The 25,623-nt window shown below is 46.1% G+C and carries 23 protein-coding genes; 1 reads left to right on the top strand and 22 read right to left on the bottom strand.

The genetic code is table 11. From position 1 onward, the window contains the following. Positions 1-17: 17 nt before the first annotated feature. From R50345_RS00870 to R50345_RS00790, 17 genes are all read right to left on the bottom strand, one after another. Positions 18-245, bottom strand: coding sequence for a DUF1858 domain-containing protein (locus tag R50345_RS00870; RefSeq protein WP_042123301.1), 228 nt, complete (start codon positions 243-245; stop codon positions 18-20). A 204-nt stretch (positions 246-449) separates the two neighbouring features. Beyond that, positions 450-1,940 carry a UxaA family hydrolase gene (locus R50345_RS00865; RefSeq protein ID WP_042131751.1) on the bottom strand — a complete coding sequence of 497 codons (1,491 nt, stop codon included), beginning with the start codon at positions 1,938-1,940 and terminating at the stop codon, positions 450-452. A gap of 34 nt (positions 1,941-1,974) precedes the next feature. Beyond that, a complete protein-coding gene (locus R50345_RS00860; protein WP_042123299.1) occupies positions 1,975-3,444 on the bottom strand; it encodes a tagaturonate reductase in 1,470 nt (489 codons plus the stop codon). A gap of 160 nt (positions 3,445-3,604) precedes the next feature. Continuing rightward, a complete protein-coding gene (locus tag R50345_RS00855) occupies positions 3,605-4,609 on the bottom strand; it encodes a LacI family DNA-binding transcriptional regulator (protein ID WP_042123297.1) in 1,005 nt (334 codons plus the stop codon). 57 nt (positions 4,610-4,666) lie between these two features. Next, complete coding sequence (gene uxaC / locus R50345_RS00850; protein ID WP_042123295.1) at positions 4,667-6,094, bottom strand: glucuronate isomerase; 1,428 nt, start codon at positions 6,092-6,094, stop codon at positions 4,667-4,669. A 281-nt stretch (positions 6,095-6,375) separates the two neighbouring features. Further along, the gene (trxB, locus tag R50345_RS00845; RefSeq protein ID WP_042123293.1) at positions 6,376-7,341 is read right to left on the bottom strand and encodes a thioredoxin-disulfide reductase; all 966 of its coding nucleotides are present in this window, start codon (positions 7,339-7,341) and stop codon (positions 6,376-6,378) included. 194 nt (positions 7,342-7,535) lie between these two features. Then, a complete protein-coding gene (locus R50345_RS00840) occupies positions 7,536-9,275 on the bottom strand; it encodes a tetratricopeptide repeat protein (protein ID WP_042123291.1) in 1,740 nt (579 codons plus the stop codon). Positions 9,276-9,508: 233 nt separating this feature from the next. Continuing rightward, a complete protein-coding gene (locus R50345_RS00835; RefSeq protein WP_042123288.1) occupies positions 9,509-10,459 on the bottom strand; it encodes a ribose-phosphate diphosphokinase in 951 nt (316 codons plus the stop codon). 23 nt (positions 10,460-10,482) lie between these two features. Continuing rightward, complete coding sequence (hisJ, locus tag R50345_RS00830) at positions 10,483-11,310, bottom strand: histidinol-phosphatase HisJ (protein ID WP_042123286.1); 828 nt, start codon at positions 11,308-11,310, stop codon at positions 10,483-10,485. 15 nt (positions 11,311-11,325) lie between these two features. Beyond that, positions 11,326-12,036 (bottom strand): bifunctional phosphoribosyl-AMP cyclohydrolase/phosphoribosyl-ATP diphosphatase HisIE, encoded by a 711-nt coding sequence (gene hisIE / locus R50345_RS00825; protein WP_042123284.1) that lies wholly within the window; start codon positions 12,034-12,036, stop codon positions 11,326-11,328. After that, complete coding sequence (gene hisF / locus R50345_RS00820) at positions 12,033-12,791, bottom strand: imidazole glycerol phosphate synthase subunit HisF (RefSeq protein WP_042123282.1); 759 nt, start codon at positions 12,789-12,791, stop codon at positions 12,033-12,035. Before hisF ends, hisIE begins: the two co-directional genes overlap by 4 nt. Positions 12,792-13,406: 615 nt before the next feature. After that, positions 13,407-14,144 (bottom strand): 1-(5-phosphoribosyl)-5-[(5-phosphoribosylamino)methylideneamino]imidazole-4-carboxamide isomerase, encoded by a 738-nt coding sequence (gene hisA, locus R50345_RS00815; RefSeq protein ID WP_042123280.1) that lies wholly within the window; start codon positions 14,142-14,144, stop codon positions 13,407-13,409. Between the two features lie 147 nt (positions 14,145-14,291). Further along, positions 14,292-14,909: an imidazole glycerol phosphate synthase subunit HisH gene (gene hisH, locus R50345_RS00810; protein WP_042123277.1), complete on the bottom strand. Its 618-nt coding sequence runs from the start codon at positions 14,907-14,909 to the stop codon at positions 14,292-14,294. A gap of 1 nt (position 14,910) precedes the next feature. Then, positions 14,911-15,519 (bottom strand): imidazoleglycerol-phosphate dehydratase HisB, encoded by a 609-nt coding sequence (gene hisB / locus R50345_RS00805; RefSeq protein ID WP_042123275.1) that lies wholly within the window; start codon positions 15,517-15,519, stop codon positions 14,911-14,913. After that, positions 15,506-16,816: a histidinol dehydrogenase gene (hisD, locus tag R50345_RS00800; protein WP_042123273.1), complete on the bottom strand. Its 1,311-nt coding sequence runs from the start codon at positions 16,814-16,816 to the stop codon at positions 15,506-15,508. The genes hisB and hisD overlap by 14 nt, the downstream gene beginning before the upstream one ends. 39 nt (positions 16,817-16,855) lie before the next feature. Further along, on the bottom strand, positions 16,856-17,494 hold the full coding sequence (gene hisG, locus R50345_RS00795; protein WP_042123270.1) for an ATP phosphoribosyltransferase: 639 nt from the start codon (positions 17,492-17,494) through the stop codon (positions 16,856-16,858). Between the two features lie 69 nt (positions 17,495-17,563). After that, positions 17,564-18,781, bottom strand: coding sequence for an ATP phosphoribosyltransferase regulatory subunit (locus R50345_RS00790; RefSeq protein WP_042131750.1), 1,218 nt, complete (start codon positions 18,779-18,781; stop codon positions 17,564-17,566). Positions 18,782-19,129: 348 nt separating this feature from the next. Between R50345_RS00790 and gntK the strand changes: the two genes are divergently transcribed. Further along, complete coding sequence (gntK, locus tag R50345_RS00785) at positions 19,130-20,650, top strand: gluconokinase (protein ID WP_042131749.1); 1,521 nt, start codon at positions 19,130-19,132, stop codon at positions 20,648-20,650. A gap of 78 nt (positions 20,651-20,728) precedes the next feature. Here gntK and R50345_RS00780 read toward each other — a convergent pair whose 3' ends face one another. The 5 genes from R50345_RS00780 to lgt all read right to left on the bottom strand — a co-directional run bounded on the left by R50345_RS00780 (position 20,729) and on the right by lgt (position 25,615). Next, entirely contained in the window at positions 20,729-21,883 is a 1,155-nt protein-coding gene (locus tag R50345_RS00780; RefSeq protein WP_042123268.1) for an acyltransferase, read from the bottom strand. A 43-nt stretch (positions 21,884-21,926) separates the two neighbouring features. Continuing rightward, complete coding sequence (locus tag R50345_RS00775) at positions 21,927-23,123, bottom strand: acyltransferase (RefSeq protein ID WP_042123266.1); 1,197 nt, start codon at positions 23,121-23,123, stop codon at positions 21,927-21,929. 292 nt (positions 23,124-23,415) lie between these two features. Then, positions 23,416-23,925, bottom strand: a complete 510-nt coding sequence (locus tag R50345_RS00770) for an acyltransferase (protein ID WP_197069730.1) — start codon at positions 23,923-23,925, stop codon at positions 23,416-23,418. Then, positions 23,922-24,578: a pyrophosphatase PpaX gene (ppaX, locus tag R50345_RS00765; protein ID WP_042123262.1), complete on the bottom strand. Its 657-nt coding sequence runs from the start codon at positions 24,576-24,578 to the stop codon at positions 23,922-23,924. Before ppaX ends, R50345_RS00770 begins: the two co-directional genes overlap by 4 nt. 5 nt (positions 24,579-24,583) lie before the next feature. Beyond that, positions 24,584-25,615 (bottom strand): prolipoprotein diacylglyceryl transferase, encoded by a 1,032-nt coding sequence (lgt, locus tag R50345_RS00760; protein WP_042123260.1) that lies wholly within the window; start codon positions 25,613-25,615, stop codon positions 24,584-24,586. Positions 25,616-25,623 lie beyond the last annotated feature (8 nt).

The following is a 25,623-nucleotide window of genomic DNA, read 5'->3' as shown; positions in this document are numbered from 1 at the left end:
TTTGATGATAGATGTCTTTATTTCATAATCTCGAAGCCATGTCGTTCAAATGCTAACCTCACGGTTTCGAGATCCATTTTCTTCAGCTTGATTCCTTTGGATAAGGTCATGAAACGGCCAGCGGTCTGCAGCATGCCTGGCTTAGCAATGTCCTTAAAGCCCAGCTCTACCATAATCTCAACGACCTCCGGATGCCTTGATACCATCTCGAAGATAGACTCATCCATTCGCAGCACTTTTTCCATTGGACTATTCTCCTTTGTGTGAGAACTATTCTCAACAACAGATTAGCACAGGCCGTATGGGGCGATTGTGATTGCAGTCACTAAATTAGAAGAATGCAATTATCGTTCTTTTTAAAGATGGATTATGTATAGTCCGAAACTAAAAAAACTGCCCCCTACGCTTAAAAAGCATAAGGGACAGCTTGATTGGTAAATGTTCATTTATTATAGCGTTACTCCTGTTTTAAATATGGAAATCTCACGAAAATTATTCTTCTCATTATTTACCCAATCCCCACTAGCCACGCTGATAATGTAGTTAATAAAGTCACGCAGGACCTCATCTGGAGAACCGTCTTCGACCAACACACCTGCATTAAAATCAATCCAGTGACGTTTGCCTTCATACAAAGGTGTATTCGTCGATACCTTCATCGTTGGCACAAAAGTACCAAAAGGTGTCCCCCGTCCAGTCGTAAAGATCACCAATTGGCAGCCAGCAGCAGCCAGAGCCGACGAAGCCACTAGGTCATTGCCCGGCGCGTTAAGAAGATTTAAGCCTTTGTTAGTGATAAGCTCTCCGTACTTGAGTACATCCAATACCGTAGAATTACCGGATTTTTGAGTGCAACCCAGCGATTTATCCTCAAGCGTAGTAATCCCTCCGGCTTTATTGCCTGGTGAAGGATTTTCATATACCGGCTGTTTATAGTCCATGAAATACTGCTTAAAGTCATTGATGAGATCAACAATTTTGTGGAAAATAGCTTCGTCTGCCGCACGCTCCATCAGAATCTTTTCGGCGCCAAACATCTCGGGCACTTCAGTCAGTACAGTTGTACCGCCCTGAGCAGCCATATAATCAGACAAACGTCCTAGCAGAGGATTCGCAGTAATACCGGACAAACCGTCGGAGCCTCCGCATTTCAGACCGATTTTCAGCTCAGAGAGCGAGACTTCTTCCCGATGATCGCCTTGTACGTTATTGTAGAGTTCCTTCAACAGCTTTACGCCTTCTTCAATCTCATTCCCAACCTCTTGCGAGACAAGAAAACGCACACGATCCTCATCGTAACTACCCAGCATGTCTTTAAAAATATGCAGATTGTTGTTCTCACAACCTAGTCCGAGCACAAGTACGGCGCCCGCATTTGGATGCTTAACCGCATTAGCCAGAATCGTACGAGTATTGTCATGATCATCACCCAGCTGAGAGCAACCATAGTTATGCTTCAGTACGAGCACGTTATCGAACGGAGCGATATCGCCAACCTCTGCCTTGAAAATATTGATGATCTGCTCCGCCACTCCATTCACACAACCAACTGTAGGCACGATCCACAGCTCATTGCGAATACCTACAGTTCCATCAAAGCGACGGTACCCCTTAAAGGTCAAATTCTCATCGGCAAAAGGATTCGGTATCAGCTTCTGCTCAAACGTATATTCCTCTACCCCTGTTAGGTTGGTCTTCGTATTATGGGTATGCACCCATTCACCAGGCGCAATAGGTGCTTTGGTATGACCGATTGGATAACCATATTTCAACACATTCTCGCCTTCGCTAATGCTGGTTAATGCAATTTTATGACCTCTGGCGATATCTTCTGTAATCTTGATCTCTTTTGAACCAATTACGATAGTGTCGCCTGCCTTATAGTCCTTCAATGCAACCGCTACGTTATCAGCATCATTGATTTGTAGTACCTCTTTCATGGTCTTGATCATATCGTTATCCACCTCCTGTGTATTAATTGTGCGCAGGTCTCTTCACGAACATTTGCAGCGCTTGCTTCATCCCTACTCGCTCAATTGCAATTAGCCCTTCTGCCGCCTTGTCAGTCAGCCCCGCAATTTCATTTAAATCACAACCCCAGCGATTTTTTGCCGCCAGTACCTGAGCAGTCAGTGCGCGTAACCCAGAGTCTGTACCATCCCATCCTCCCCACAAGGAAGCGAACCATTCCAAAATATCCGCATCATCCGCAAGCTTAATTTCTTCATCCCCTCTACGTCCTTTATAGAAGGCAATTAATGCGCTCAATGAGAAAACAAGCTTCTCAGGCAATTGTTCCTTGGACTCTACATATTGCAATAAAGAAGGCAGATCTCTTGTCTTAAATTTCGAGATAGCGTTAAGGGAGATGCTCATCAAGTAATGCTGCACATAAGGGTTCAAGAACCGTTCCAATACCGCGTCTGCAAAAGAATTCAATTCCTCTGTCGGCAGATCCAGTGTCGGAATGATCTCATCATAGATTAAGGACTTCACGTAGGCCCCAACCTCTTCGTGCTCAATGGCCTCGGCAACCGTATCAATGCCGTACAAATAGGCTACTGGTGTCATAGCTGTGTGTGCTCCATTTAAAATTCTAACTTTACGAGTCCGGTAAGGCGCTATATCATCGACTACCAGTACATTAAGACCTGCTAATTCAGCAGGGAACTCCTCTTTAATCCACTCTGGCCCTTCAATCACCCAAAGATGGAATTGCTCGCCGACAACGACCAGCTTATCCTCATAACCGAGTTCTTCTGTTATCTCGGCGATAGTGTCTCTTGGATATCCGGGAACAATGCGATCCACCAGACTGCAGCAGAAGGTGTTGGCTTCGTTCAACCAGTCTACAAAGCCCTCTCCAAGATTCCAAAGGTCCGCATATTTTAAAATAACCTTCTTAAGCTCATCACCATTTCGGTCAATCAGCTCGCATGGAATGATGATAAAACCTTTAGAAGCATCCCCATTAAAAAATTCAAAACGTTTATACAATAAGGCTGTCAGCTTGCCCGGGAAACTGCTCTGCGGAGCATCGGTTAACTTGTCGCCTGCTTCAAAAGCAATTCCCGCCTCAGTGGTGTTGGACACGATAAAGCGCAGCTCTGGATTCTCAGCAAGCTTCATATACTCCTCATGCTGGGCAAAAGGATTAAGCGTTCTCGTAATACAGTTGATGACCTCATGTTCTTTTACCGCTACTCCGTCTTTGATTCCTTGGAGATAAAGCGTATATAGACCATCCTGGACATTTAGCATTTCTGCAAGTCCGTTGCCCAGCGGTTGTACAACCACCACTCCACCATTGAAATCCGTTTTTTGATTCATCGTATGAATCTGCCAATCTACAAAGGCGCGCATGAAATTACCTTCACCAAATTGCAGGACCTTTTCGGGGTATTGCTTGTAGGCTTTCCAACTATCGCTATTCAATTTTTTCAATCTAAACGCCTCCCATTTATTAATGCACACGATAAACTATTTAAAAAAACTATATAAATTAATATTATTATTCTTAATTTTATTAATTTATGCACACGTGAAAATTTTATCTAAAACCCTTTACCATTGTAAAGGATTGGGGGCCATATGCGTCCACCTACTATTTTGACAGCTTCCTAACCGATTCTCTCTCAATCAGCTCTGTCTCGATCGAGATTCGTCCATCTTGTTCTGTAGGTTCCTTGATTAAGCTTAACAACTGGCGTGCACCTTGCTCACTGATCTTCTCAATCGGACGTTTGACCGTGGTAAGCGATGGATTCGCAAAAAGCGAAAAACCAATATCATCAAAACCAACAATAGAGACATCCTTCGGCACCTGCAGCCCTCGCTCGAACACAGATTTCATAGCTCCGATCGCCATATCGTCATTGGAACAAAATACTGCCGTTGGTGGTTTTTCTAAATCCAGCAGCTTGCCCATCGCCTCATATCCGCTTTGCATATCGTAATTACCACTTTTCATATAGTCGTTACGCACAGGGATATTATGGTCAATCAATGCTTTTATAAAACCGTCTCTGCGTTCCTGCGTGGATTTAAAACCCTCTACGCCTTCAATAATCGCAATGTCTTGATGCCCGGCTTCAATTAGATGTTTTCCTGCATGATAAGCACCTTCCCGGTCATTCGAGATGATGTTAATAATGGAACGGTCATCTATCTGCCGATTCAGCACAACGATTGGAATGCCTTGCTGGACCACATGGTAAATGAATTTATTATCTGCTTCACTCTGGCTCATTAGAATAATTCCATCAAAGCGTTTGCGATGAATAGAGGAATATTCCGCATAATCATCGATCCCACGGATGAACAGATTATACTCTACATCTATGACACTATTTACACCACGAATCGTGTCAGAGAAGAAACCAGACGTTGTGCCGTTGGCGATACTCGTGAAGAACAAGCCAATGGTGTATGATCGCTGCATCACAAGGCTTTTAGCATTGTAATTGGGGACATAACCCACTTGCGCAGCGATCTCGGCGATTTTTTTACGTGTAACTTCTTTAATTAGGGGACTGTTGTTAAGTGCTCTTGATACAGTTGTATGTGAAACATTCGCCAGCTTGGCGATATCCTTGATTGTAGGTGCCATGGGTCAACCTTCCTTATCAAACGGGTTTGGCTATTCCATGTAAGGATATCATAACGATTACCTAGTCACCAATGCCTGTTTCGAGAAATTAAAATAATGATCAGCGTTATTGTAACAGATGTTCTCAACCATACCGCCCAGCAGTTCCATATCATCTGGGGCTTCTCCAGTCTCTACCCAGGAGCCTATAAGATCACATAGAATCCTTCTAAAGTACTCATGTCTGGTATACGATAAAAAGCTTCTGGAGTCTGTTAGCATCCCGACAAATTGGCTAAGTACACCAAGGTTGGCGAGCGTCTTCATTTGTTCCAGCATGCCATCCTTATTGTCATTGAACCACCATGCCGTTCCGAATTGAATCTTTCCTGGAATTCCGCCTCCTTGAAAGCAGCCCATTAACCCGGCAATGACATGATTATCATTTGGATTCAGTGAGTACAAAATTGTTTTAGGCAGCGCGTTCTCACGATCCAGCGCATCCAGTAGACCTGCCAGCGGCTTAGCAATCACACCATCATTGATGGAATCATAACCCGTGTCAGGACCGAGACGTCCGAACATTACGCTGTTATTATTGCGCAGCGCATGAATATGGAATTGCATTGCCCAATCCAGCTCGCTATATAATTTACCTAGGAACACAAGTGTGAACCCTTTATATTTCTTTTCTTCACTCTCGCTTACAGTGCCTTCACGAAGCGCCTTAGCAAATATTGCCGCAGCTTCCTCCAAAGTAGCTGGCTCAAACATTACTGCATCCAAAGCATGGTCGGATACACGGCCCGCTCTGGCATGGAAGAATCTCACTCTACTCTCCAATGCTTCTAGAAACTGACCATAATTTTCAACATCCATTCCTGAGACTTCGCTTAGCTGAGCTACCCAAGGCTTGAAGGTAGGACGATTGATTTCAAGGGCTTTATCTGGACGGAACCCCGGAACTATGCTGACATTGAATCCGCTCAAGTGACTGATTTTTTCATGATATTCCAGAGTATCTACAGGGTCATCTGTGGTGCATACAACAGTAACTTTCGATCTAACAATTAGATCTCTTGCTCCATACCCTTCCCCTTGCAGCTGATTATTCACTTCATCCCAAATCTTCGGCGCATTAGCCTCATTTAGCAGATCATATACACCAAAGAAACGTTGCAGCTCTAAATGTGTCCAATGATAAAGCGGGTTCCCGATAATCTTAGGAACGGTTCTGGACCAGGCTAGAAATTTATCATAGTCACTGGCGTCACCGGTAATGTATTTCTCTTCTACACCATTTGCCCGCATCACTCTCCATTTGTAATGGTCACCATACAGCCACGCTTCGGTAATATTATTAAACGTCTTGTTCTCATAAATCTCTTGTGGACTGAGGTGGCAATGATAGTCGATAATCGGCATGTCTTTCGCATAGGTATGAAACAGCTGAATTGCTGTCTCACTGGACAATAAGAAGTTCTCATCCATGAATTTTCTGCTCATGAGATTTACTGCTCTCCTTTATAATCATAATGGGAGTTGCATTTAGTTTAACGTGAACATTTATTGGTTTTAGAATTTCTTGTCGATAACAAAACAAACTATGATTAAATCTAAAGATAATTGCTTTTTACAAATTGTTCACGTTAACATTACAATCTTATTGTAAACCTATTTTAAGAATGCGCAAGTCCTTTTTGAAGGATATTGTTACAGTTATTTTAACCATCACAAAAAAGCAGGCGACCCTTTAAGATAAGGTCACCTGCTTGAAATCATTCCGATTAAACTTTGCTATTACTACCCAAGTTTTCGCTCCAGTCATGCACCATTGTACCTTCAAGATATTTCTCAGCGTCCATTGCTGCCATACAGCCGGTGCCTGCTGCAGAAATCGCTTGGCGATAACGGGTATCCTGTACGTCACCACAAGCAAATACGCCTGGAATGTTCGTTTCAGTAGTACCTGGATTCACCACGATATAACCGTTAGTATCCGTGGTAATCTGACCACCCAAGAAACCCGTATTCGGCGTATGTCCAATAGCGACAAATACTCCGTCTGCTTCGATGAGTTCCTCAAGACCTGTCTCATTGTTCCTAACCTTTAGCCCTTTAACACCGGACTCATCCGTTGTAACCTCAAGCGGTGTGCGATTAAGCGCCCACGCAACCTTACTGTTGTCACGTGCGCGATCCTGCATAATCTTCGAAGCCCTAAGCTCATCACGACGATGAACCACGGTTACACTGGAAGCAAATCTTGTTAGGAAGCTGGCTTCCTCCATCGCGGAGTCTCCACCACCGATCACGATGATCTTCTTATTGCGGAAGAAGAAACCGTCACAAGTAGCACAAGTGCTGACCCCACGGCCTACATTCTCCTGCTCCCCTGGTATTCCTAAATATCTGGCAGAAGCACCGGTAGAGATAATCACCGACTCTGCCTCTAATACACCCAATCCATCTACTGTAACTTTAAATGGACGCTGTGAAAAATCCACGGAGTCCACCCAACCATTCTTGAATTCAGCACCAAAACGTTCAGCCTGCTTCCGCATGTTGTCCATTAAATCCGGGCCGAGAATCCCCTCTGGAAAACCTGGAAAGTTCTCCACTTCCGTTGTCGTTGTCAGTTGTCCACCAGGCTGCATACCTTCAATTACAAGTGGGTTAAGGTTGGCACGTGCCAAATAAATAGCAGCAGTAAGCCCGGCCGGGCCTGTTCCGATTACAATCGTTTTGTACATAACAGTGGCCTCCTCACAATAGGATTTATTTCAAGCCTAAACGCCTTCGGTGTACTTATAAGAACGATAAGCGTTTAAGTGAGAAATATAAGACTTAAAGTAAAGGTGTAGAACTTGTACTTCCTTATATTTTGAAGAAAACGGGCCCTCATTAGAAAGAAGGCTCCGTCTCTACGAAATACTGCATTGATAATTTAGATATTCTCAGTAAATGGGGGAAGACTGTCGCTCACACTTCCCTGAAAACTGCATTCATCATCGATACGCCGGGCATAGCGACTGACCATCGATACAGAAACGTTGTAACGCTGAGCTACCTCACGGTAGGTGACTGGAAGGTTATGCATTTTTGCGATCAGATACTCTAAGGCCGCACACCAGCCTTCCGTTTGTCGGATAAAAGGAACATCCGGATATATGCTGCTCACGAATTGCTTCCAGAGTAATTCAGCATCCTTTTTCTGGACGGCATCGAATCTCCGGTCCATCATACTTACTGTCTGATCAATGACTTTTTGCCAATCTTCTCTCCATTCTGGCAATCCCTTCAGACGTGCAGTAGGCGTTTCTTTGGCTTCCTGAAGTACCTTTTCCTCCGGAACACTACCAATCAGCCGTTGCAGACTGAGAAGTGCGGCTTCTTGAAGCTTTTCTTCCTGTAAAGGCTGTTGCTTCAAAAGTCCTTGCAGAATCTCGGACATTTCTTCATCTTCGATCCAGCGCAGAGCTTCCGTCACCTGAAGCTTCGTATTGGCATCGCCGTAGCGAAGCGCCCAGAAGAAAGAAGATCGAAGCAGTGGATTGTTCCGCACCTCTTCGGCAAAGCTGCCCTTATTGTCTTTCCACAGCTTCAGCTGCTCTTGAAATGGGAGCTGATAGTTGTAGCTTATAGGAGAGAGCACTTTACCTTCTCCCTGCGCTTGCTGCAGCTGAGCCAGAAAAAACCTCGGCACAGCCGATTCCGGATCCAGCTTAGCAGCTTTTTGCCAGCAACGCTGAGCTTCTGTGTACAGACCACTATTGCTAGCTGCCGCTGCACAATAATGGTACAAGCTGGCGTCACCGCCGACTTCTTCATCCTTCAGCAGGCGTCGAAAATGACCGTAGGCGGTTCTATGCCGTCCCAGAATCCCCATGGTAGTGGCCATTTTGAACAAATGCTCCTGGTGAAAAGGAATAGTTGTCTCTAACAGACGTAACAATCCAGCTAGCTGCCCCCGGTCACCTTCATACTGCAGAAAGATCGCCAAGTTACAGAGTGCATGTAAATTCCCTGAGTCCTGTTCAAGCACCCGCATGATGCATTCTTTGGCTTTGGTGAAACGCCCCATATAGAAATACGCAAGGGCTAGGTTGTTATGCGCCGCCAAGAAGTCTGGCGTATTGCTTACAATCTCTTCAAGCAAAGTTACGGCTTGTGTAAACTTGCCTTCTTCCAACAGCGCTCGGGCCCGCTCATGCTCTATTACCCCTTCCCGGCTTCTAATCCGGATAAGCGGTGCAGGACGATCCAGCTCATATTGCAGAAGCTCCATCAATTCTTCTGATTCGGCCAGAAATTCACCGTTCACATCTTCTTCGAGATAAGTAACGAGTGAACGTTCGGCCTCCTCATAGCTTTCCATATTGGCGAAGTTGTTAGCCATATAGAAATAACATTCCGTCATTCCAGGATCAATATTCTCTAAGACATGGGTCAAAATGTCATTAGACGCCTCATAATTACCCATCTCTGATAATACGCCTGCTACGTTGCAATGATTTACCGGGTTCTCCGGTTCGTACTCTACAGCTTTGCGAAAATTCTTTAATGCCTTATCATATTGAAAGCGATCCAAGGACCGAACGGCTCTTTCAAAGAAAAAATTGGCATTCAGAGTGACAGGAATAACATTACCATTCTCCGCATCATACTCTGAAGTTCTCTCCATCATGGAAGCAAGGCACCCCCTTATAAGAAGCTTCCTTATACTAACGAAAAAATAGGAGAACGGCGCCCAATAGGGTATACCGGAGCTCCAAACTTAATCGCTATTCCGTTCCCTTTATGGGTGCGGCTATCTTCACACAGTATACCACATGTGACCGTGAGATTCTCAAGTTGAGAAAGACTCTACCACTCCATTAACAGCAACTTTCTCAAGTAAAAAATAAAAAAGACGGGGAATTAAATTCCCGCGTCTCTGAAAAGCTTGTCGATCGAACCGCCCTCAAGAATAATGCGTGTTGCTTGCGCAAGCATCGGTGCAACCGATAAGACCGTAAACCGACTTGAATGATCATCTGGCAGCGCGATAGAATCGGTAATGACCACTTCCTGAACAGAGGGATGGTCAAGCCGCTGCAACGCAGGTCCTGAGAACAATCCATGCGTCGCACAGACGATACTGTCCTTCGCACCTCTCTCTTTCAAACCCTCTACGACATTCACAATAGTAGTTCCTGTATCAATCAGGTCTTCGATAATGATCGGTGTACGTCCCTCGACATCGCCAATGACATGAGTGATTACCGATTCATTATGGGCAGGACGCTTCTTAATCATAATGGCAAAAGGGGAATCCAGCTTATTCGCCAGCTTCTCAGCCATAGATGCACGTCCGGCATCCGGGGAGACAATGACCAGATCAGACATAGCCTTGGCTTTCAAATGACTGCTGATCAAATCAAGTGCAGTCAGATGATCGACCGGAATGTTGAAAAAGCCTTGAATTGCCGCTGCATGCAAATCGATAGTGATCACACGGGTTGCGCCTGCAGTCGTAAGTACATCTGCTACCATCTTAGCCGAGATCGGTTCACGAGGTGCAGACTTACGTTCCTGCCGAGCGTATCCATAATACGGTACAATAATGTTAACTGTACGCGCCGATGCCCGTTTGGCGGCATCTATCATCACGAGCAGTTCCACGAACATCTCATTAATGGGATGGGATAGGGATTGCACCAAAAATACGTCGCAGTTCCGGATGCTCTCTTCGTAATGCACGTAAATCTCGCCGCTCATGAAACGGGTCAGCTTAATCTGCCCCAATTCAACACCAAGTCGCTCTGCAATATCTGCCGCCAGCTTTGGATTCGACGAACCGGAAAAAATACGTAATTGTTGATGATGCATAATACCCTCCTGCGGATTATAAATTATAGTTTGAACGGAACAGCGGTACGGCGGCGTCCCTCAAATACAGCCAGTTCACGGAAACCTGTGTGCCACAGCATGCTGCGTGCCTCTTGCAAGCCGTCACCAAGCTTGGCAGGGTCATGTGCATCCGAGCCGAGCGTAAGCTGTATACCGAGCTTAAAAGCCTCCTGTAGCAGGTGTTCCGCCGGGAACATCTCAGCACATGGTTTGGAAAGTCCTGAAGCATTCAGCTCCATGGCGATGCCGCTATCCGCTATAACCTTTAAGGTATCCAGCTCCAGCGCTTTCACCTCTGCTTTTCCTTCTGGTGTCTGTGGACCATAACCGAACCGTTTAATAACATCCATATGTCCTATAATATCATATAATCCTGATAACGCCGACTTCTTTACAGCATCATAATAAAGACGATATACCTCTAGTTCATCCTTGCCTTCCCAGCCATGAACCTGTCGATGGTCTGTGATATCCCATTCCCCAAGAAAATGCACGGAACCTATCAAATAATCCCATGGGTAAGGAGATAAAATCTCACGAATTTGATCTTCGTAGCCTTCAATATAATCCGCTTCCAGCCCCACCCGCAGATCTATGACTCCTCGGTAGCGTTCCTTCAGCGTCAGGCATTCCTCCACATAACGAGGCAGTTCGGCCATTGGCATAGCCATTTCAGGGTAATAGCTAGCGGGATCGACATGGATGAGCGGCAAGTGGTCCGACAACCCTAACTGCTGCAGTCCAAGCGCTATCCCACGCTGCACATATTCCTCAAGCTTGCCCACGGCATGACCGCAGCGCTCATGATGCGTGTGGTAATCGATATGCATCCGTCAGTTCCCTCCCTAGTACTGGTCCCGGCGTGGGCGCTCGTGGCGGGTACTCAATTCTTCCATGATCTCATCCAGCGGAAGCTTGCGCTCCTGCAGCAGTACTAGTAAGTGGTAGATCAGATCACTAACTTCAAGACGCAGCTCGGCGTTATCTTTATTTTTGGCGGCAATAATGGTCTCGGAGGCTTCCTCGCCTACCTTTTTGAGGATCTTATCCACGCCTTTATCAAACAAATAAGTGGTATACGCACCTTCCGGACGCTCTACCTCCCGCTCAGCAATCACGCGCTCCAGCTCACCAAGAACAGCAAAACGCTCGCCATCCGTATTACCAGGAGATGACTTTTGAGCTTCCTTGGTTTGGTTATTCAAAGGAATCTCACGGAAAAAACACGACGTAGCTCCAGTATGGCAAGCCGGTCCTTCAGGGACAACCTTCACAAGCAATGTATCGCTATCACAATCATAGGATATGGATGTAATCGCTTGTGTGTTGCCTGAGGTTCCACCTTTGTGCCAAAGCTCACTGCGTGAGCGGCTCCAGAACCATGTCTGACCACTTTCCAGCGAGAGCTGTAATGATTCCGAATTCATATAAGCAACCATCAAAACTTCTAGTGTGTTAGCATCCTGTACAACGGTAGGCACCAACCCTGCTTCATTCCAACGAATGCCGGCCAGCGCTTCTTTTTGGCTGGATGTATTCTTTTCTGTTTCGCTCATCGGATCTCTACCCCTTTTTGCTTCAAGTCTGCCTTTAAGTCATTAATAGCAATCTCTTTATAGTGAAAAATGGTCGCCGCCAGTCCCGCATCGGCTTTCCCTTCCGTAAATACATCGTAAAAATGCTCCTTCTTCCCAGCGCCGCCGGAAGCAATCACAGGAATACTGAGCAAGTCGCTTACAGCTGAGGTCAGCTTCAAATCGAAGCCATCTTTTGTACCATCTGCATCCATACTAGTGAGTAGAATCTCACCTGCACCCAGCTTCTCAGCTTCCTTGGCCCAGGTCAAAGCACGGATACCAGTGGGCTTGCGACCACCATGCGTGTACACTTCCCATTCACCAAAGGCCTCGTTATATTTAGCATCTATTGCTACCACAATACATTGAGAGCCAAAACGACGTGCACCTTCTAGAATTAACTGTGGATTAGTAATTGCTGCCGTATTAATACCGATTTTGTCTGCACCTGCACGAAGGATCCGCTTCATATCATCAGGTGTAGAGATCCCTCCACCCACTGTGAAAGGAATGGCGATTTCACCTGCGGTCTGCCGCACTACTTCAATCATGGTCGCCCGACCTTCTACAGAAGCAGAAATGTCGAGAAACACCAGTTCATCCGCGCCTTCACGGTCATACAGCGCCGCCAATTCTACCGGATCTCCGGCATCACGCAAATTCACAAAGTTAACGCCTTTGACTACCCGTCCATCCTTAACGTCAAGACAGGGGATGATACGTTTTGCTAACATTAGATGTTCCTCCTTTCCATGTGTTTCCTAAATCATTTCGATCCACCTTAGCCAAGGGGGCACCAAAGTCTACGGCCCTCTGGACATCCGGATTGTTGGCATAAGCGAGACCAACTTCAATACTCACCCTATAATCACTATGTTTCCACGACTCTTGCTCCTAGCAGGACGACGGACTCGCGACAATTGCAAGACCACAACCTTAGAGGCAGCCTGTGGGCTCGCGCTCATGAAATAATCGACTCATTTAGTTGCACAACGTGCAGTTATTTCATCGTCCGTACAGCAAACCAGGCGTTTAACTGCATTTCGTACAATTAAATCCGGGAATGAGCTTAGATATAAGCTCAACTCTCATTTATAGCTGCACGAAATACAATTAAATTAGCAAACACGCTCTTAACTGGAATAATAGTTGTATGAAGTACACTTATATCATCCATCTGAGGAGTACTGTCCCGTTCTACCAACTTAGTCACTCGGTTGCTGGTGACTATAAGCCTAGTTCAACGTTCTATTGCACTAAATACAACCAAAATCCCTATAAATGCAATTTTTCACAGAGTAAGAACGAGTTAATTAGTCAGGTTCGTCAACTAACGCACATAATCAGCACTACTTCTGCCCGAGTGCCTGCAAAGCTTTGGAAAGATCGATATTGCCCGTGTACAACGCCTTGCCAACAATAGCTCCACCCACACCGCTACCGCTATGCACGTTTAGACGTAACAGATCATCAAGACTGGTGACTCCGCCGGAAGCGATCACCGTTTTGCCGCTGAACTTCGCCATGGACACAATGCCCTCCACGTTTGGACCCTGCATCATCCCATCGCGGGAGATATCGGTGTAAATGAACGTTTCCGCTCCTTTTGCAGCCAGTTCCTTAGCAAGATCCTCGGCCCGTACTTCAGAGGTGTTCAACCAGCCGTGTGTCGCAACAAACCCGTTGCGCGCATCAATGCCGATAGCTACTTTATCACCGTATTTAGCCAATACCGCTTCGGTAAAAGCATGGTCATTAATTGCAGCAGTGCCGATAATAACGCGGCTAACGCCAAGTCCGAGCAATTTTTCCACGTCCGCAAGATTACGAAGGCCACCGCCCACTTGAACAGGCACATTAGCATTAGCAGCAATAGCGCCGATAATCGCATCATTCACAGGATGACCTGCTTTCGCACCGTCCAAGTCCACCAAATGAATGAACTTTCCGCCTTGCTCTTCCCATGATTTTGCTACTTCCAGTGGACTATCATTGTATATCGTTTCCTGACTGTAATCCCCTTGTTGCAGCCTGACACATTTTCCATCCCGGATATCAATCGCCGGATATACAATAAAAGAAGACATTTGGCGCTCCCCACTTTCGTTACATTATATTTATAGCGCGGCTTACGCCCGCTCTCCCTTTAATTTCAAGTATAAACGCCTTCGCCGTCCTAATAAGGACGGTAAGCGTTTAAGCGAGAAATATAAGGATAAAGTGTATTGTGAAACTTATACTTTCTTATATTTCAAAAAATTACCCAGCAGCTTGATGCCCAGCTCCCCGCTTTTCTCCGGATGGAACTGCATGCCGAACACATTATCTTGCCCCACTATAGCTGTGACTGGGTAACCATAATCGGTGACAGCCAGCAAATCGCTCTCTTTCGCTACAAGCGCGTGATAAGAGTGAACGAAATACACATGCCCCTCATCAAGATCTGCAAAAAGCGGACTTTGCGGCTGCCTAAAGCTCAGCTTGTTCCACCCCATATGCGGTACTTTATAGCCATCTCTAGGAGCGAACCGCACCACCGAACCTGAGAGAATATCAAGTCCCTCATGGCTGCCATGCTCTTCACCACTGCTAAATAGCAGCTGCATGCCAAGACAAATGCCAAGCAGCGGCTGGGTTCCGGCTGCTACCTGTTTGACCACTAGATCCAAACCGCTTTCCCGCAGCTGCTCCATCGCATCGCCAAATGCACCGACACCTGGCAGAATGACACTATCAGCAGCGAGAATTTTCTCGGCATCCCCTGTCACAACACACTCATAACCGAGACGTTCTACCGCCTTGCTCACACTGTGCAGGTTGCCCATGCCATAATCGACGATTGCAACAGTCATGCTACAGCACTCCCTTCGTAGAAGGCACACCCTTCACACGCGGGTCAATCAGTGTCGCTTCATCGAGCGCACGTCCGAGAGCCTTGAATACAGCCTCAATCATGTGATGAGTGTTAGAACCGTAGTGTACGATCACATGCAGCGTAATCCGAGCTTCAAGTGCGAACTTCCATAAGAACTCCTGAACAAGCTCCGTCGAAAAGCTGCCCACCTGCTGTGAAGGATACGTTGCGCGATATTCAAAGTGCGGCCGATTGCTAATATCGATTACAACCTGTGCCAACGCCTCATCCATCGGTACAAAAACACTCGCATAACGTTTGATTCCTTTTTTATCACCTAGTGCTTCGTACAATGCTTGACCTAGGCAGATCCCAATGTCTTCAACCGTGTGGTGATCATCAATTTCGATATCTCCACGGGCCTGTACAGATAGATCAAACTGACCGTGCTTCGTAAACAAATCCAGCATATGATTCAAAAAAGGAACATCCGTCTCCAGCTCGGAAACTCCACTTCCATCTACGTTAAGAGACAGCTTGATATCCGTCTCGTTTGTTTTACGGCTTAGCCCCGACTGGCGCAAGGCCTGTTCATTATTGTTCTCCATATCCGTCTCCACCTTTTCCTTCATTCTCTAATCGAATCTCAATAGCTCGTGCGTGACCTTCTAAGCCTTCGCGACGTGCCAGCTCTATAATGGTCTTCCCATCTCGAAGGAGGGCTTCCTTACTGTAATAGATCAGACTTGATTTCTTTATAAAATCATCCACGTCCACTGGTGACGAGAACCGTGCTGTACCATTGGTCGGAATAATATGATTTGGTCCGGCAAAATAATCGCCCACGGGCTCGGAGCTATATGCTCCCAAGAAGATCGCTCCAGCATTCTCGATGCTGCCCACAAGACCCATCGGATCCTCGACAACAATCTCTAGATGCTCTGGCGCCAAACGATTCACTACGGAGATTCCCTCCTCCATAGATTCCACAACAATGATCGCGCCGTAGTTCTCTACTGATGAACGGGCGATCGCCTGACGGGGCAGCTCCTGTAGCTGACGCTCCACTTCGGCTGCCACACTATCCGCCAAGCTCTGCGATGGCGTAACCAGAATCGCTGAGGCCATCTCGTCATGCTCGGCCTGCGAGAGCAGATCCGCTGCGACATAGGCCGGCTCAGCGGTCTCATCTGCGAGCACGACAATCTCGCTTGGTCCCGCGATACTGTCGATGTCCACGGCGCCATATACCTCGCGTTTCGCCAGCGCAACGTATATATTGCCGGGTCCACATATCTTATCTACCGGTGCTATGCTCTCCGTCCCAAAAGCCAAAGCAGCTACCGCCTGCGCTCCGCCCACACGGTAGATTTCATTCACACCTGCTTCTGCGGCAGCGACCAGGATGTAAGGATCAATTCCTTCTTTGCCGCCGGTGGATGGCGGGGTTACCATAACGATCTCCGGCACGCCCGCGATCTGCGCAGGGATCACGTTCATCAGCACCGAGGAAGGATAAGCTGCCTTGCCGCCAGGAACATATACCCCTACCCGCTTCAGCGGACGAATAATCTGCCCCAGAATCGTACCATCAGGCTGCAAGTCCATCCACGAATTCCGTTTCTGTCTAGCATGAAAAGCCCGGATATTTGCTGCGGCCGCTTGAATAGCGGATACGAAAGATTCTTCTACTCGACCATATGCCGCCTGAAGCTCTTCCGGGGTTACCCGTAGCTGATTAGGCGTAAGCGCAACACCGTCAAATTGCTCCGTGTAGCGAAGAAGCGCCGTGTCTCCTTCTTTTTTAATAGCGGCCACAATTTCCTTTACCGCCTTATTTTGCTCCGGTGTTCCATACTCTACTTCTCGCTCTAGCTTAAAATCCTTGCTCGATACAACCTTCATCGCTGGTTCCTCCCTTTACCCCTTAACGTCTCTTGCCACCTACCGCAAATTAGGTTCCCCTATAACCGCCTGCAGTCGATCACACAGCTGCTGTATCTCTTCATTTTTCATCCGATAGCTCACACGATTCGCCACAAGGCGGCTCGTAATTTCGAATATGCTCTTCATTTCAATTAACCCATTATCCCGCAGCGTTTGCCCGGTTTCTACCATATCCACGATACGATCAGCGAGACCAATCAGCGGCGCAAGCTCAATTGAACCATTTAGTTTCACAACCTCGACCTGTTGTCCCTGTTCCCGGAAATACTTTGATGCTACATTCGGATATTTCGTCGCCACACGCTGCTGAATTCCCGGCTGCCAGTTCGGCAATCCAATGATCGACATCCGGCATCGAGCAATGCCAAGATCAAGCAGCTCATATACATCACGATCTTCCTCCAGCAATACGTCCTTGCCCACGATTCCAATATCCGCCACACCATATTCTACATATGTAGGTACATCTACTGGTTTCGCTAATATAAACTCCATCCCTGCCTCAGGCAGTGGAATAACAAGCTTGCGGGATGCCTCACCATCTGGTGGAATCGGGAGACCTGCCTGGCGGAACAGCTCAGCAGCCTTTTCATAAATCCGACCTTTGGGCATAGCGACCTTCAAAATCTGTGCCATCGTTAAGTTGCCTCCTTTTCCATCTCCATGCAAAATTTATCTTAATCGCTCATTCTTACTAGCGATATCTCAGCCATGCTCACTTATAAAAGACACAAAGGTATAGATTTCTCCGTACCGCACACCCTCTGCTTCGACTGTGTCCGTATCCAAACGCTTCACCGTTTCAAGCTCTTCTGGTCCTGCTGCCAATCTAGTCACTACTGCGTGACCTTCCGACCGCAAGCGTGTTGCCTCTTCCAGACCTTCTTTTCTGCGAGTAGCATCATATTGGATTAAGATGGGTAGCTCTTCCTCTTCGTTTGAGCCGGTCACACCATCGAGAATTCGATTTGTTTTTAAAGAAAACCCTGTGGATGGGATCGGACGGCCAAACTGCTGCAGCAGATTGTCATATCTACCTCCACTGCATACCGGAAATCCTAATTCTGCTGCATACCCTTCAAATGTCATACCTGTATAATAGGAAAAGTCCCCGATCATCGTCAGATCAATCAGTACATGCTGTGATACCCCGTAAGAGACTAGTACCTCCCATACCTTACACAAATGGTCTATCGAATGACGGGCAAGCGGATGACTGCTAAGCTCTAGTGCCTGTCCACAGATCTCCTTACCCCCACGTAAACGCAGCAATCCATCCAGTTCATTCTTCTGAGCTTCCGTCAGATCCAGTCTCCGTAAGGTCTCACGGAAAGAGACATAGTCACGGCCCAGCAAATGACTCTTCAGCTCCTCTTGAACCTCCGGTAATTCTGGAAGTGCCTCTTGAAATAAACCATTCAGAAAACCGACATGCCCCATAGCGATTTTAAAAGACTTCACACCCGCAGCCTGCAACGATGAAATCGCGAGCGCTACTACTTCAGCATCAGCCTCAGGTGAGTCATCACCTACCAGCTCGACCCCTGTCTGGAAGAACTCCGCTTCCCGCCCTGCTTCTTCCTCTATGGCACGGAAGACATTAGCGTGATAGGATAACCGCAATGGTAATGGCTCATCCTTCAATAAAGATGCAACAACACGGGCAACTGGAGCAGTCATTTCAGAACGAAGCACTAGCGCCTGACCACGATTGTTGAGCAATTTATAAAGCTTTTGGTCGGACGTTGAGCTAGCCACGCCAACCGTATCGTAATATTCTAGCGTCGGAGTCATCATTTGCTGATAACCCCAGCGACTCATACAATGCAGGACATCATTCTCAATTTTGCGTAATTTTGTTACGGCCCGGGGCAGATAGTCCCGAACGCCAGACGGCTTCTCAAATCCCTTTGGTTTGGACATCTTCATTGTTCACCTCGTCAGTTATCATTAGATACTGTTTATGTTTACTTTACTATGGTAAAGTGGTAGCAAATTAAAGTATTTTCAATATCGTATCATGTTCACTGCTTTTTCGTCAATCAAACGGGGTAAAGCCTATAACTTCATTTCAAATGCTTGTATGCTTAAGCTTGTCTAAATTAAACACTTATGTACTTCGAACCAAAACTTGGGAATCCCTTTATTTTGCCTCCACGTTTATCCAATACTATAATGAGCTAATATGATTGTACTTCATAATTCTGTAATTTGTGTTCTAAAAATCTACCCACAACTAGAAAGAAGGGCTAATGCGTGACTAAATCCTATATGATTGGCGTTGATATCGGAACTACGAGTACCAAGGCAGTTCTCTTCGAGGAAAAAGGAGCCATAGTTGCACAAGCTAATGTAGGATATCCTTTACATCAGCCCTTACCCTCAATAGCGGAGCAAGACCCAGAGCAAATCCTGAATGCAGTTTTCCATACTATCTCTGCTGTTATGCGGCAAAGCGGTGTCTCTGCGGATGCAATCCTATTCGTCTCCTTCAGCTCAGCCATGCACAGTGTCATTGCAGTTGATAAACTGGGTAAAGCCCTAACTGCCTGCATCACATGGGCCGATAATCGCAGCGCCGGATGCGCACTTCGTTTAAAGGAGGAGCTAAACGGCCATGAATTGTATCTGCGTACAGGAACACCTATACACCCCATGTCTCCGATCACCAAGCTAATGTGGCTTCGCGAAGAGCAGCCGGACGTATTCCACCAAACCTATAAATTTATTTCCATAAAAGAATACATATTCGCAAGACTGTTTGGCGAATACATCATTGATCATTCCATTGCCTCTTGCACAGGCATGCTCAATCTGGAGAATCTAGAATGGGATAAAGAAGCTTTAGAGATTGCCCATATCACAGCGGATCAGCTCTCGCGGCTTGTTCCCACCACGCAGATTATGCATGGACTGCTTCCCGGTCTGGCAGAGCAGCTCTTACTGCTCCCTACAACCCCATTTGTTGTTGGAGCCAGTGACGGCGTCTTATCCAACCTCGGCGTAGGTGCCATTAAACCCGGTGTAGTGGCCGCTACGATTGGAACCAGCGGAGCAATACGTACCGTAGTGGATCACCCGCTAACAGACCCCAAAGGACGGACCTTCTGTTATAATCTAACTCCAAATCATTGGGTAGTCGGAGGACCGGTTAATAATGGCGGTATGCTGTTCCGTTGGGTACGGGATGAGTTCGCCGCCTCCGAAGTCGAAACCGCCAAACGTCTTGGCATTGACCCTTATGAGGTGCTGACCCGCATCGCGGAGCAGGTTCCACCAGGCAGCGGTGGGCTTCTGTTCCATCCCTACTTAACTGGTGAACGGGCACCACTGTGGAATCCGGATGCCCGCGGCTCCTTCTTTGGCCTATCTATGAATCACCATAAAGAACATATGATTCGGTCAGTACTTGAGGGCGTAATCTTCAATATGTATATGGTACTTCTTGCTATGGAAGAGCAAATCGGACGCCCAAGCAGAATCCTAGCCACAGGCGGCTTCGCCCGCTCCTCGGTGTGGCGGCAGATGATGGCTGATATCTTTGATCAGGAGGTTGTCATTCCGGAGAGTATCGAGAGCTCCTGCCTCGGGGCGGTTGTACTTGGCCTTTATGCAACAGGTCGAGTCGATTCTTTTGATGTGGTGTTTGACATGATCGGTTCAACCTATAAGCATGATCCAATAGATGAACATACCAAAATATACAAACAGCTGCTACCGATTTATATTTCTGTTTACCGTAGTCTTGAAAGCCAGTATCAAGCCATTGCAGAATTTCAGCGGCAAATATAATAAATTAAAAAGCGTCGGTCAATCCACCCAATGGTGGAATACCGACGCTTTCTTTATTACCATTAATGCATAACTTAGTTACGCACCTTTGGAATTCGTTTTCGATTTTTGTGGACCCGATCCGAAAATGATCCAAGCTGATTTAAGATATCGGAAGGCTACAGCCACTACCAGCCATGAACCTAACAATGCAAAGAGCCAACCCCCAGCAATTGCTGCGGTATAGGCAAGAGAGCCCCCGTGAAACGGTATTTTTCTATAGAAAAATAGCAGTAAAGGGTGAAGCAGATAAATTCCGAAAGAGCAGGCTCCGGCAGATAACAACAATCTTGTAAGCAAGCTTCGGCCCGCTCCGTACAGTAAGAAGGATACTTGCAGCAGCACCAAGCAAGAGAGCAGCGCATGGAGGTTAGAGAATCCCTCATACCATAAACTATTAATGACTGTTTTCTTCGTATAGTTGTTAAACCATAGCTCAACATGAACAATCCCTGCTACGATCCATAACAACCACAATGTAATCCATACCGGACCTTTACCAGTGCGCCAGCCTTCACGTGAAGGTACCAGCCATTTTTTCAAAGAAGAATAATATACTGCAATCCCAGCACCCAGCAAGAAATACGAGAAATAAGTGATTGCCAGACTGCCTTTGGACAACTGCCAATACCCGTTATTAGTCATGTATTTATTCAGTAGTACGAAACCCCATTGTAGAATTAATCCGATTAGCGGCGCCCAAGCCGCCAGACGGCGAACCTTTTGCAGACACCACAGAATAAGCGGAAATAATACGTAGAACTGAATAATGATAATAATGTAATACAAATGCGTATATGCCGTTCCTGTCCATAAATACTTCCAAAGCTTAGAAGCCATCTCCCCTGGAGGTAAGCTCCATGTATGACCGGCCGTCATTTTTAAAGCGAAATATAGCAGCGAGAATAGCACATAGGGCACAATAATATAAAGCAGCCTTCTACTGTAGAACTTCCCCAGCGTCTTTCCGCCCAGTGGACGATCAATATAGTTATAGAACAGCACGAACCCACTTAAAAATATGAATGAAGGTACGGCGAACTGGCTGAATTTATTAATAAATAAGAACGGATGAAACATGTTTGTACCTAATGTCTCCGCCAACGTTCGCGAAGTCGCATGAATAGCTAGCACTGCAAAAATAGCAATCGCGCGGAAAATATCCAGCTGCGGAATTCTTTCTTTTTGTTTCATGATCTTTCCTCCTGTTAAGCTCCGCATCCAAATGATGCCTTAATCAAGTATTAACCTTCCTCATCTCATCAGAGGCATGTCCTGACTTTACCTTGGAACTAGACTCTAAAGACCGAGGAACACTCCCTAAGAAGATCCATAACTTAGGAATTCGGCGAAAAGCAAACTGCACCATGAACCAGCTTCCTCCCAGCGCAAACGCAAGTCCTCCATAGATAAAGAAAACATAAGTTAGCGACTCTAGGGGAATATGATATCGGAACCTGCGATATATCGCCAGCAATAGCGGATGAATCAAATAAATCGCAAATGACAGCTCACCCAGACGAGTCAAAAAAGCGACCATCCTGCGTGGAGCCCTACGGTGGATCAAAAATGCAGCATACAGCAGCACCAACGCTGACAATATCGTATGGACATTCCATAACAGCTCGTACCACAGCGAATCCGTCCACACCCCAAAATGGCGGGCCACATACCATAGCTGCACATGGATAAAGGCTGCAATTAACCACAAGCTCACTAATAGGGCAGTCCATCCCTTTTGCTTGGCAGGCAGCTCTGTCCATGGCTTTATCAGCCATTGCTTCACCTTCTCAAAGTGAATGGCAATATAAGCACCCATCATATAATAAGCTAAATAGGAGATCGCCAAGCTCCCTTTTTCAACAATGTGCAGTTCGTACTTATTCCAGAAAATAAACCCCCACTGAAGAGCAAACCCGAGCGGAACCGCCCATCGTACTAAGAATCGGGAGCTCTGCAACAGCTTAAGCAGCACTGGAAAAAGCACATAAAACTGAATACTAATAAACACAAAATACAGATGAGCATAGGCTGAACCCGAGAATAACGCTCTAGAAAAGCTTAACAAGTTGTCTCCGAGGTTCTGCGTCAATCGTCCGTTCACATATAAAGTTAGTGCATAGTACCCTACAGAAGCTAGAAAATAGGGCAGTAAAATATACTTTAATCGACGACGATAGAAATTAATGATCAAGCTGCGTGTCACAGGACGACCATAATAATTATAAAACAATACGAAGCTGCTAAGGAAAATAAATGAAGGCGTGCCGAATTTAAAGAAAATGTTCATCCAGTTCAGCCAGTAATAATAAGGAGAATGCAGTGCCTGCTCTCCAGCAGCAAAAGATGAGGAATGCACATGCAATACACCTAATATAGCTAATGCTCTGAAAATATCCAGTTGGGGCAGTCTTTCCTGTCTCGCAGTGTTCATGTTCTATTCCTCTTCTCTACTATGATGGTTGTTCATAGAGACGCTAAGCGGAATGTTGAAACTGAAATATCAGGAAGCCTGCACCTGCTGATTTTACATTCTGATATTAGAAGCTGAATGCCTAGCGTGGGATTCGCCTTATCACTAACGATTATTATATCGAATGCATCTGTTTGAAAAACTTAAGAAGATCTTAAAGTTTCCTTAATAAGCTTCTCCAAGACGCAAGAAACCCTGCAGATCCTGCGCTAAAAAAACGCAATATGAAACTGCAGGGTTTACGAAGCATCTTTTACACTTGTTCCAAGGAATCTTCCGATGAAGACGGGCGCAGCTCTCGCAGCGGATTGCCTCCGACAAAAGAGCCGGCTGCCACATCCTTGTGTACCACTGATCCTGCGGCAATAACTGCCCAATCACCGATGGTCACACCGGGAAGAATCGTTGTATTCGCGCCGATCAATACATTTTCACCAATCACTACTTCGCCTAGCCGATATTCCTTGATTAGATACTCATGCGCCAGAATCGTCGTGTTATAACCGATAATAGAGTTCTCACCCACCGTGATTTTTTCCGGAAAAAACACATCCACCATCGCCATCAGACCGAAGGAGGTATGCTTCCCAACCTTCATACCGAGAATCCGACGATAGATCCAATTCTTTAACGGTAGAATCGGGCAATAACGTGCGATTTGAATAAAAATAAAGTTGCGGACACCCTTCCATGGGCTGACCGTACGGTAAATGTACCAAAGTGAGTTATGACCTTCTACAGGATATCGGGTTACGTTTCTCACGATTCACTCGTTCCTCGTTCCACAATTTCTATAATATCCTTCATGTTATGGATGATATAGTCGGGATCATACTTGCGGAGAGTCTCTTCGCCTTTTAATGACCACGATACGCCAGCCGCATATACACCAGCAGCTTTTGCTGACTGAATATCAACCGTACTGTCACCCACCATAAGCGTTTTACGAGGATCAACGCCAAGGTTATTGACTGCCGTCAGAACAGGCTCTGGATGTGGCTTGGGTTCAGTAACATCGTTCACCGTCACAATCGTATCCATGTACTTTAGCAAATCAAACATCTCAAGTGATTTAATCGTTGTTGGACGAATTTTTGTGGTTACAATCCCCATTTTAATCCCACGACGTTTGAGCTCCTCCATCGTCTCATTCACCTGAGGAAAGGGACGCACTAACTCATCGTGATGTTCATAATTATAAGAACGGTAGGATCTTTCTAGCGCACCACTTACATCCTCAAGTCCAGAGAAGACTCTCATCTGTTGCTGAAGGGTCGTGCCCATATGCGGAATAATCTCTTCCCTGGTGAGTGGAGCCAGACCATTGTCCTTCAGCGCGTACATAAACGAACTAATAATTAGTTCATTCGTATCGACAATCGTTCCATCCAGATCAAAAAGAACGCATTCTATCATAAGCTTTACTGCTCCTTCTTATCTCCATCCGCAGGCTGTCCTTGTTCAGGTTGTGCCCCATGACGAGCTTTCTGCGGTGTATTTACTGCACTTTCTGGCACTACGGTATCTGCTTTGATCGGTTTAGTACATACGATAGGATCAGAATAATGTGCTTTAGGCTCTCCGGTGACCCTACGAATAATGATAAGCAGTACAGCTGCAACGATGATCAGTAGAGCAAGTAGCTGGGAAATACGGATATTTCCATAGCTTGGGTCCAAGTATCCTTGTTCAAAACCTAGCCATTCCATCGGTTTCCACAATCCGTTCATAAAGGATGCCAAACCTGCACTTCCATTAAACGCCAAGCTGTCCGTACGTATGGCTTCGATGAAGAAACGACCGATGGAATACCATATAAAGTAAGACATGAAGATCTCACCGGCACGCACAAATTTCTGACGACGGAGGACCATGAGAAGTGCGATGCCCAGTAAGCTCCAAAGAGATTCATATAGGAAGGTTGGATGATGAAAAGCATCCCCTATGTACATTTGGTTCACAATGAAGTCAGGTAAATGCAGTTTATCCCGTAAAAAAGACTCTTCAACCACGCTGCCGTATGCCTCTTGGTTGACAAAGTTCCCCCAGCGTCCAATCATTTGACCCGCAAGTAGTCCGGGTGCACAAATGTCAACGATACGCCAGAAGGGGTAGCCTTTATAGCGGAAATATATAATTCCACAAATAATGGCTCCAATTAATGCACCGTAAATGGCAATGCCACCGTTCCAGATCTTAAAGACATCTATTAAATTATCCTTATAATCCTCCCATTTAAATGCTACAAAATAAATCCGTGCCCCGATAATGGCTGAGGGCACACCTAGCAGCAGCATATCCATAAAGAATTCTTGTGGGATACCAAACCGTTTGCCCTCGCGGATCGCAAGATATAACCCCGCGAGTGCACCGAAACCTAGTATTAATCCATACCAGTGTACTTGCAGTGATCCAATTGAGAAGACAATAGGATTTAGTGCTAATGGGAACATTCTCTCAC

It is taken from the genome of Paenibacillus sp. FSL R5-0345, from assembly GCF_000758585.1.
Classification (GTDB): domain Bacteria; phylum Bacillota; class Bacilli; order Paenibacillales; family Paenibacillaceae; genus Paenibacillus_AQ.
The sequence above is the reverse complement of the archived record's forward strand: the minus strand, read 5'-3'. Positions and strand labels throughout refer to the sequence as shown.

Bases quoted from the DNA above. Each gene is read 5' to 3' on its own strand.
- R50345_RS00835 (WP_042123288.1), bottom strand. From the start codon at position 10,459: ATGCATCATCAACAATTACGTATTTTTTCCGGTTCGTCGAATCCAAAG.
- trxB (WP_042123293.1), bottom strand. From the start codon at position 7,341: ATGTACAAAACGATTGTAATCGGAACAGGCCCGGCCGGGCTTACTGCT.
- R50345_RS00780 (WP_042123268.1), bottom strand. From the start codon at position 21,883: ATGAAACAAAAAGAAAGAATTCCGCAGCTGGATATTTTCCGCGCGATT.
- hisIE (WP_042123284.1), bottom strand. From the start codon at position 12,036: ATGAGCGAAACAGAAAAGAATACATCCAGCCAAAAAGAAGCGCTGGCC.
- uxaC (WP_042123295.1), bottom strand. From the start codon at position 6,094: ATGAGCAGAAAATTCATGGATGAGAACTTCTTATTGTCCAGTGAGACA.
- hisD (WP_042123273.1), bottom strand. From the start codon at position 16,816: ATGAAGGTTGTATCGAGCAAGGATTTTAAGCTAGAGCGAGAAGTAGAG.
- hisJ (WP_042123286.1), bottom strand. From the start codon at position 11,310: ATGCATATCGATTACCACACGCATCATGAGCGCTGCGGTCATGCCGTG.
- R50345_RS00790 (WP_042131750.1), bottom strand. From the start codon at position 18,781: ATGTCCAAACCAAAGGGATTTGAGAAGCCGTCTGGCGTTCGGGACTAT.
- hisB (WP_042123275.1), bottom strand. From the start codon at position 15,519: ATGGAGAACAATAATGAACAGGCCTTGCGCCAGTCGGGGCTAAGCCGT.
- ppaX (WP_042123262.1), bottom strand. From the start codon at position 24,578: ATGATAGAATGCGTTCTTTTTGATCTGGATGGAACGATTGTCGATACG.
- R50345_RS00840 (WP_042123291.1), bottom strand. From the start codon at position 9,275: ATGATGGAGAGAACTTCAGAGTATGATGCGGAGAATGGTAATGTTATT.
- hisG (WP_042123270.1), bottom strand. From the start codon at position 17,494: ATGGCACAGATTTTGAAGGTCGCTATGCCCAAAGGTCGGATTTATGAA.
- hisF (WP_042123282.1), bottom strand. From the start codon at position 12,791: ATGTTAGCAAAACGTATCATCCCCTGTCTTGACGTTAAGGATGGACGG.
- gntK (WP_042131749.1), top strand. From the start codon at position 19,130: ATGATTGGCGTTGATATCGGAACTACGAGTACCAAGGCAGTTCTCTTC.
- R50345_RS00855 (WP_042123297.1), bottom strand. From the start codon at position 4,609: ATGGCACCTACAATCAAGGATATCGCCAAGCTGGCGAATGTTTCACAT.
- hisH (WP_042123277.1), bottom strand. From the start codon at position 14,909: ATGACTGTTGCAATCGTCGATTATGGCATGGGCAACCTGCACAGTGTG.
- R50345_RS00870 (WP_042123301.1), bottom strand. From the start codon at position 245: ATGGAAAAAGTGCTGCGAATGGATGAGTCTATCTTCGAGATGGTATCA.
- hisA (WP_042123280.1), bottom strand. From the start codon at position 14,144: ATGTCTTCTTTTATTGTATATCCGGCGATTGATATCCGGGATGGAAAA.
- R50345_RS00775 (WP_042123266.1), bottom strand. From the start codon at position 23,123: ATGAACACTGCGAGACAGGAAAGACTGCCCCAACTGGATATTTTCAGA.
- R50345_RS00865 (WP_042131751.1), bottom strand. From the start codon at position 1,940: ATGAAAGAGGTACTACAAATCAATGATGCTGATAACGTAGCGGTTGCA.
- lgt (WP_042123260.1), bottom strand. From the start codon at position 25,615: ATGTTCCCATTAGCACTAAATCCTATTGTCTTCTCAATTGGATCACTG.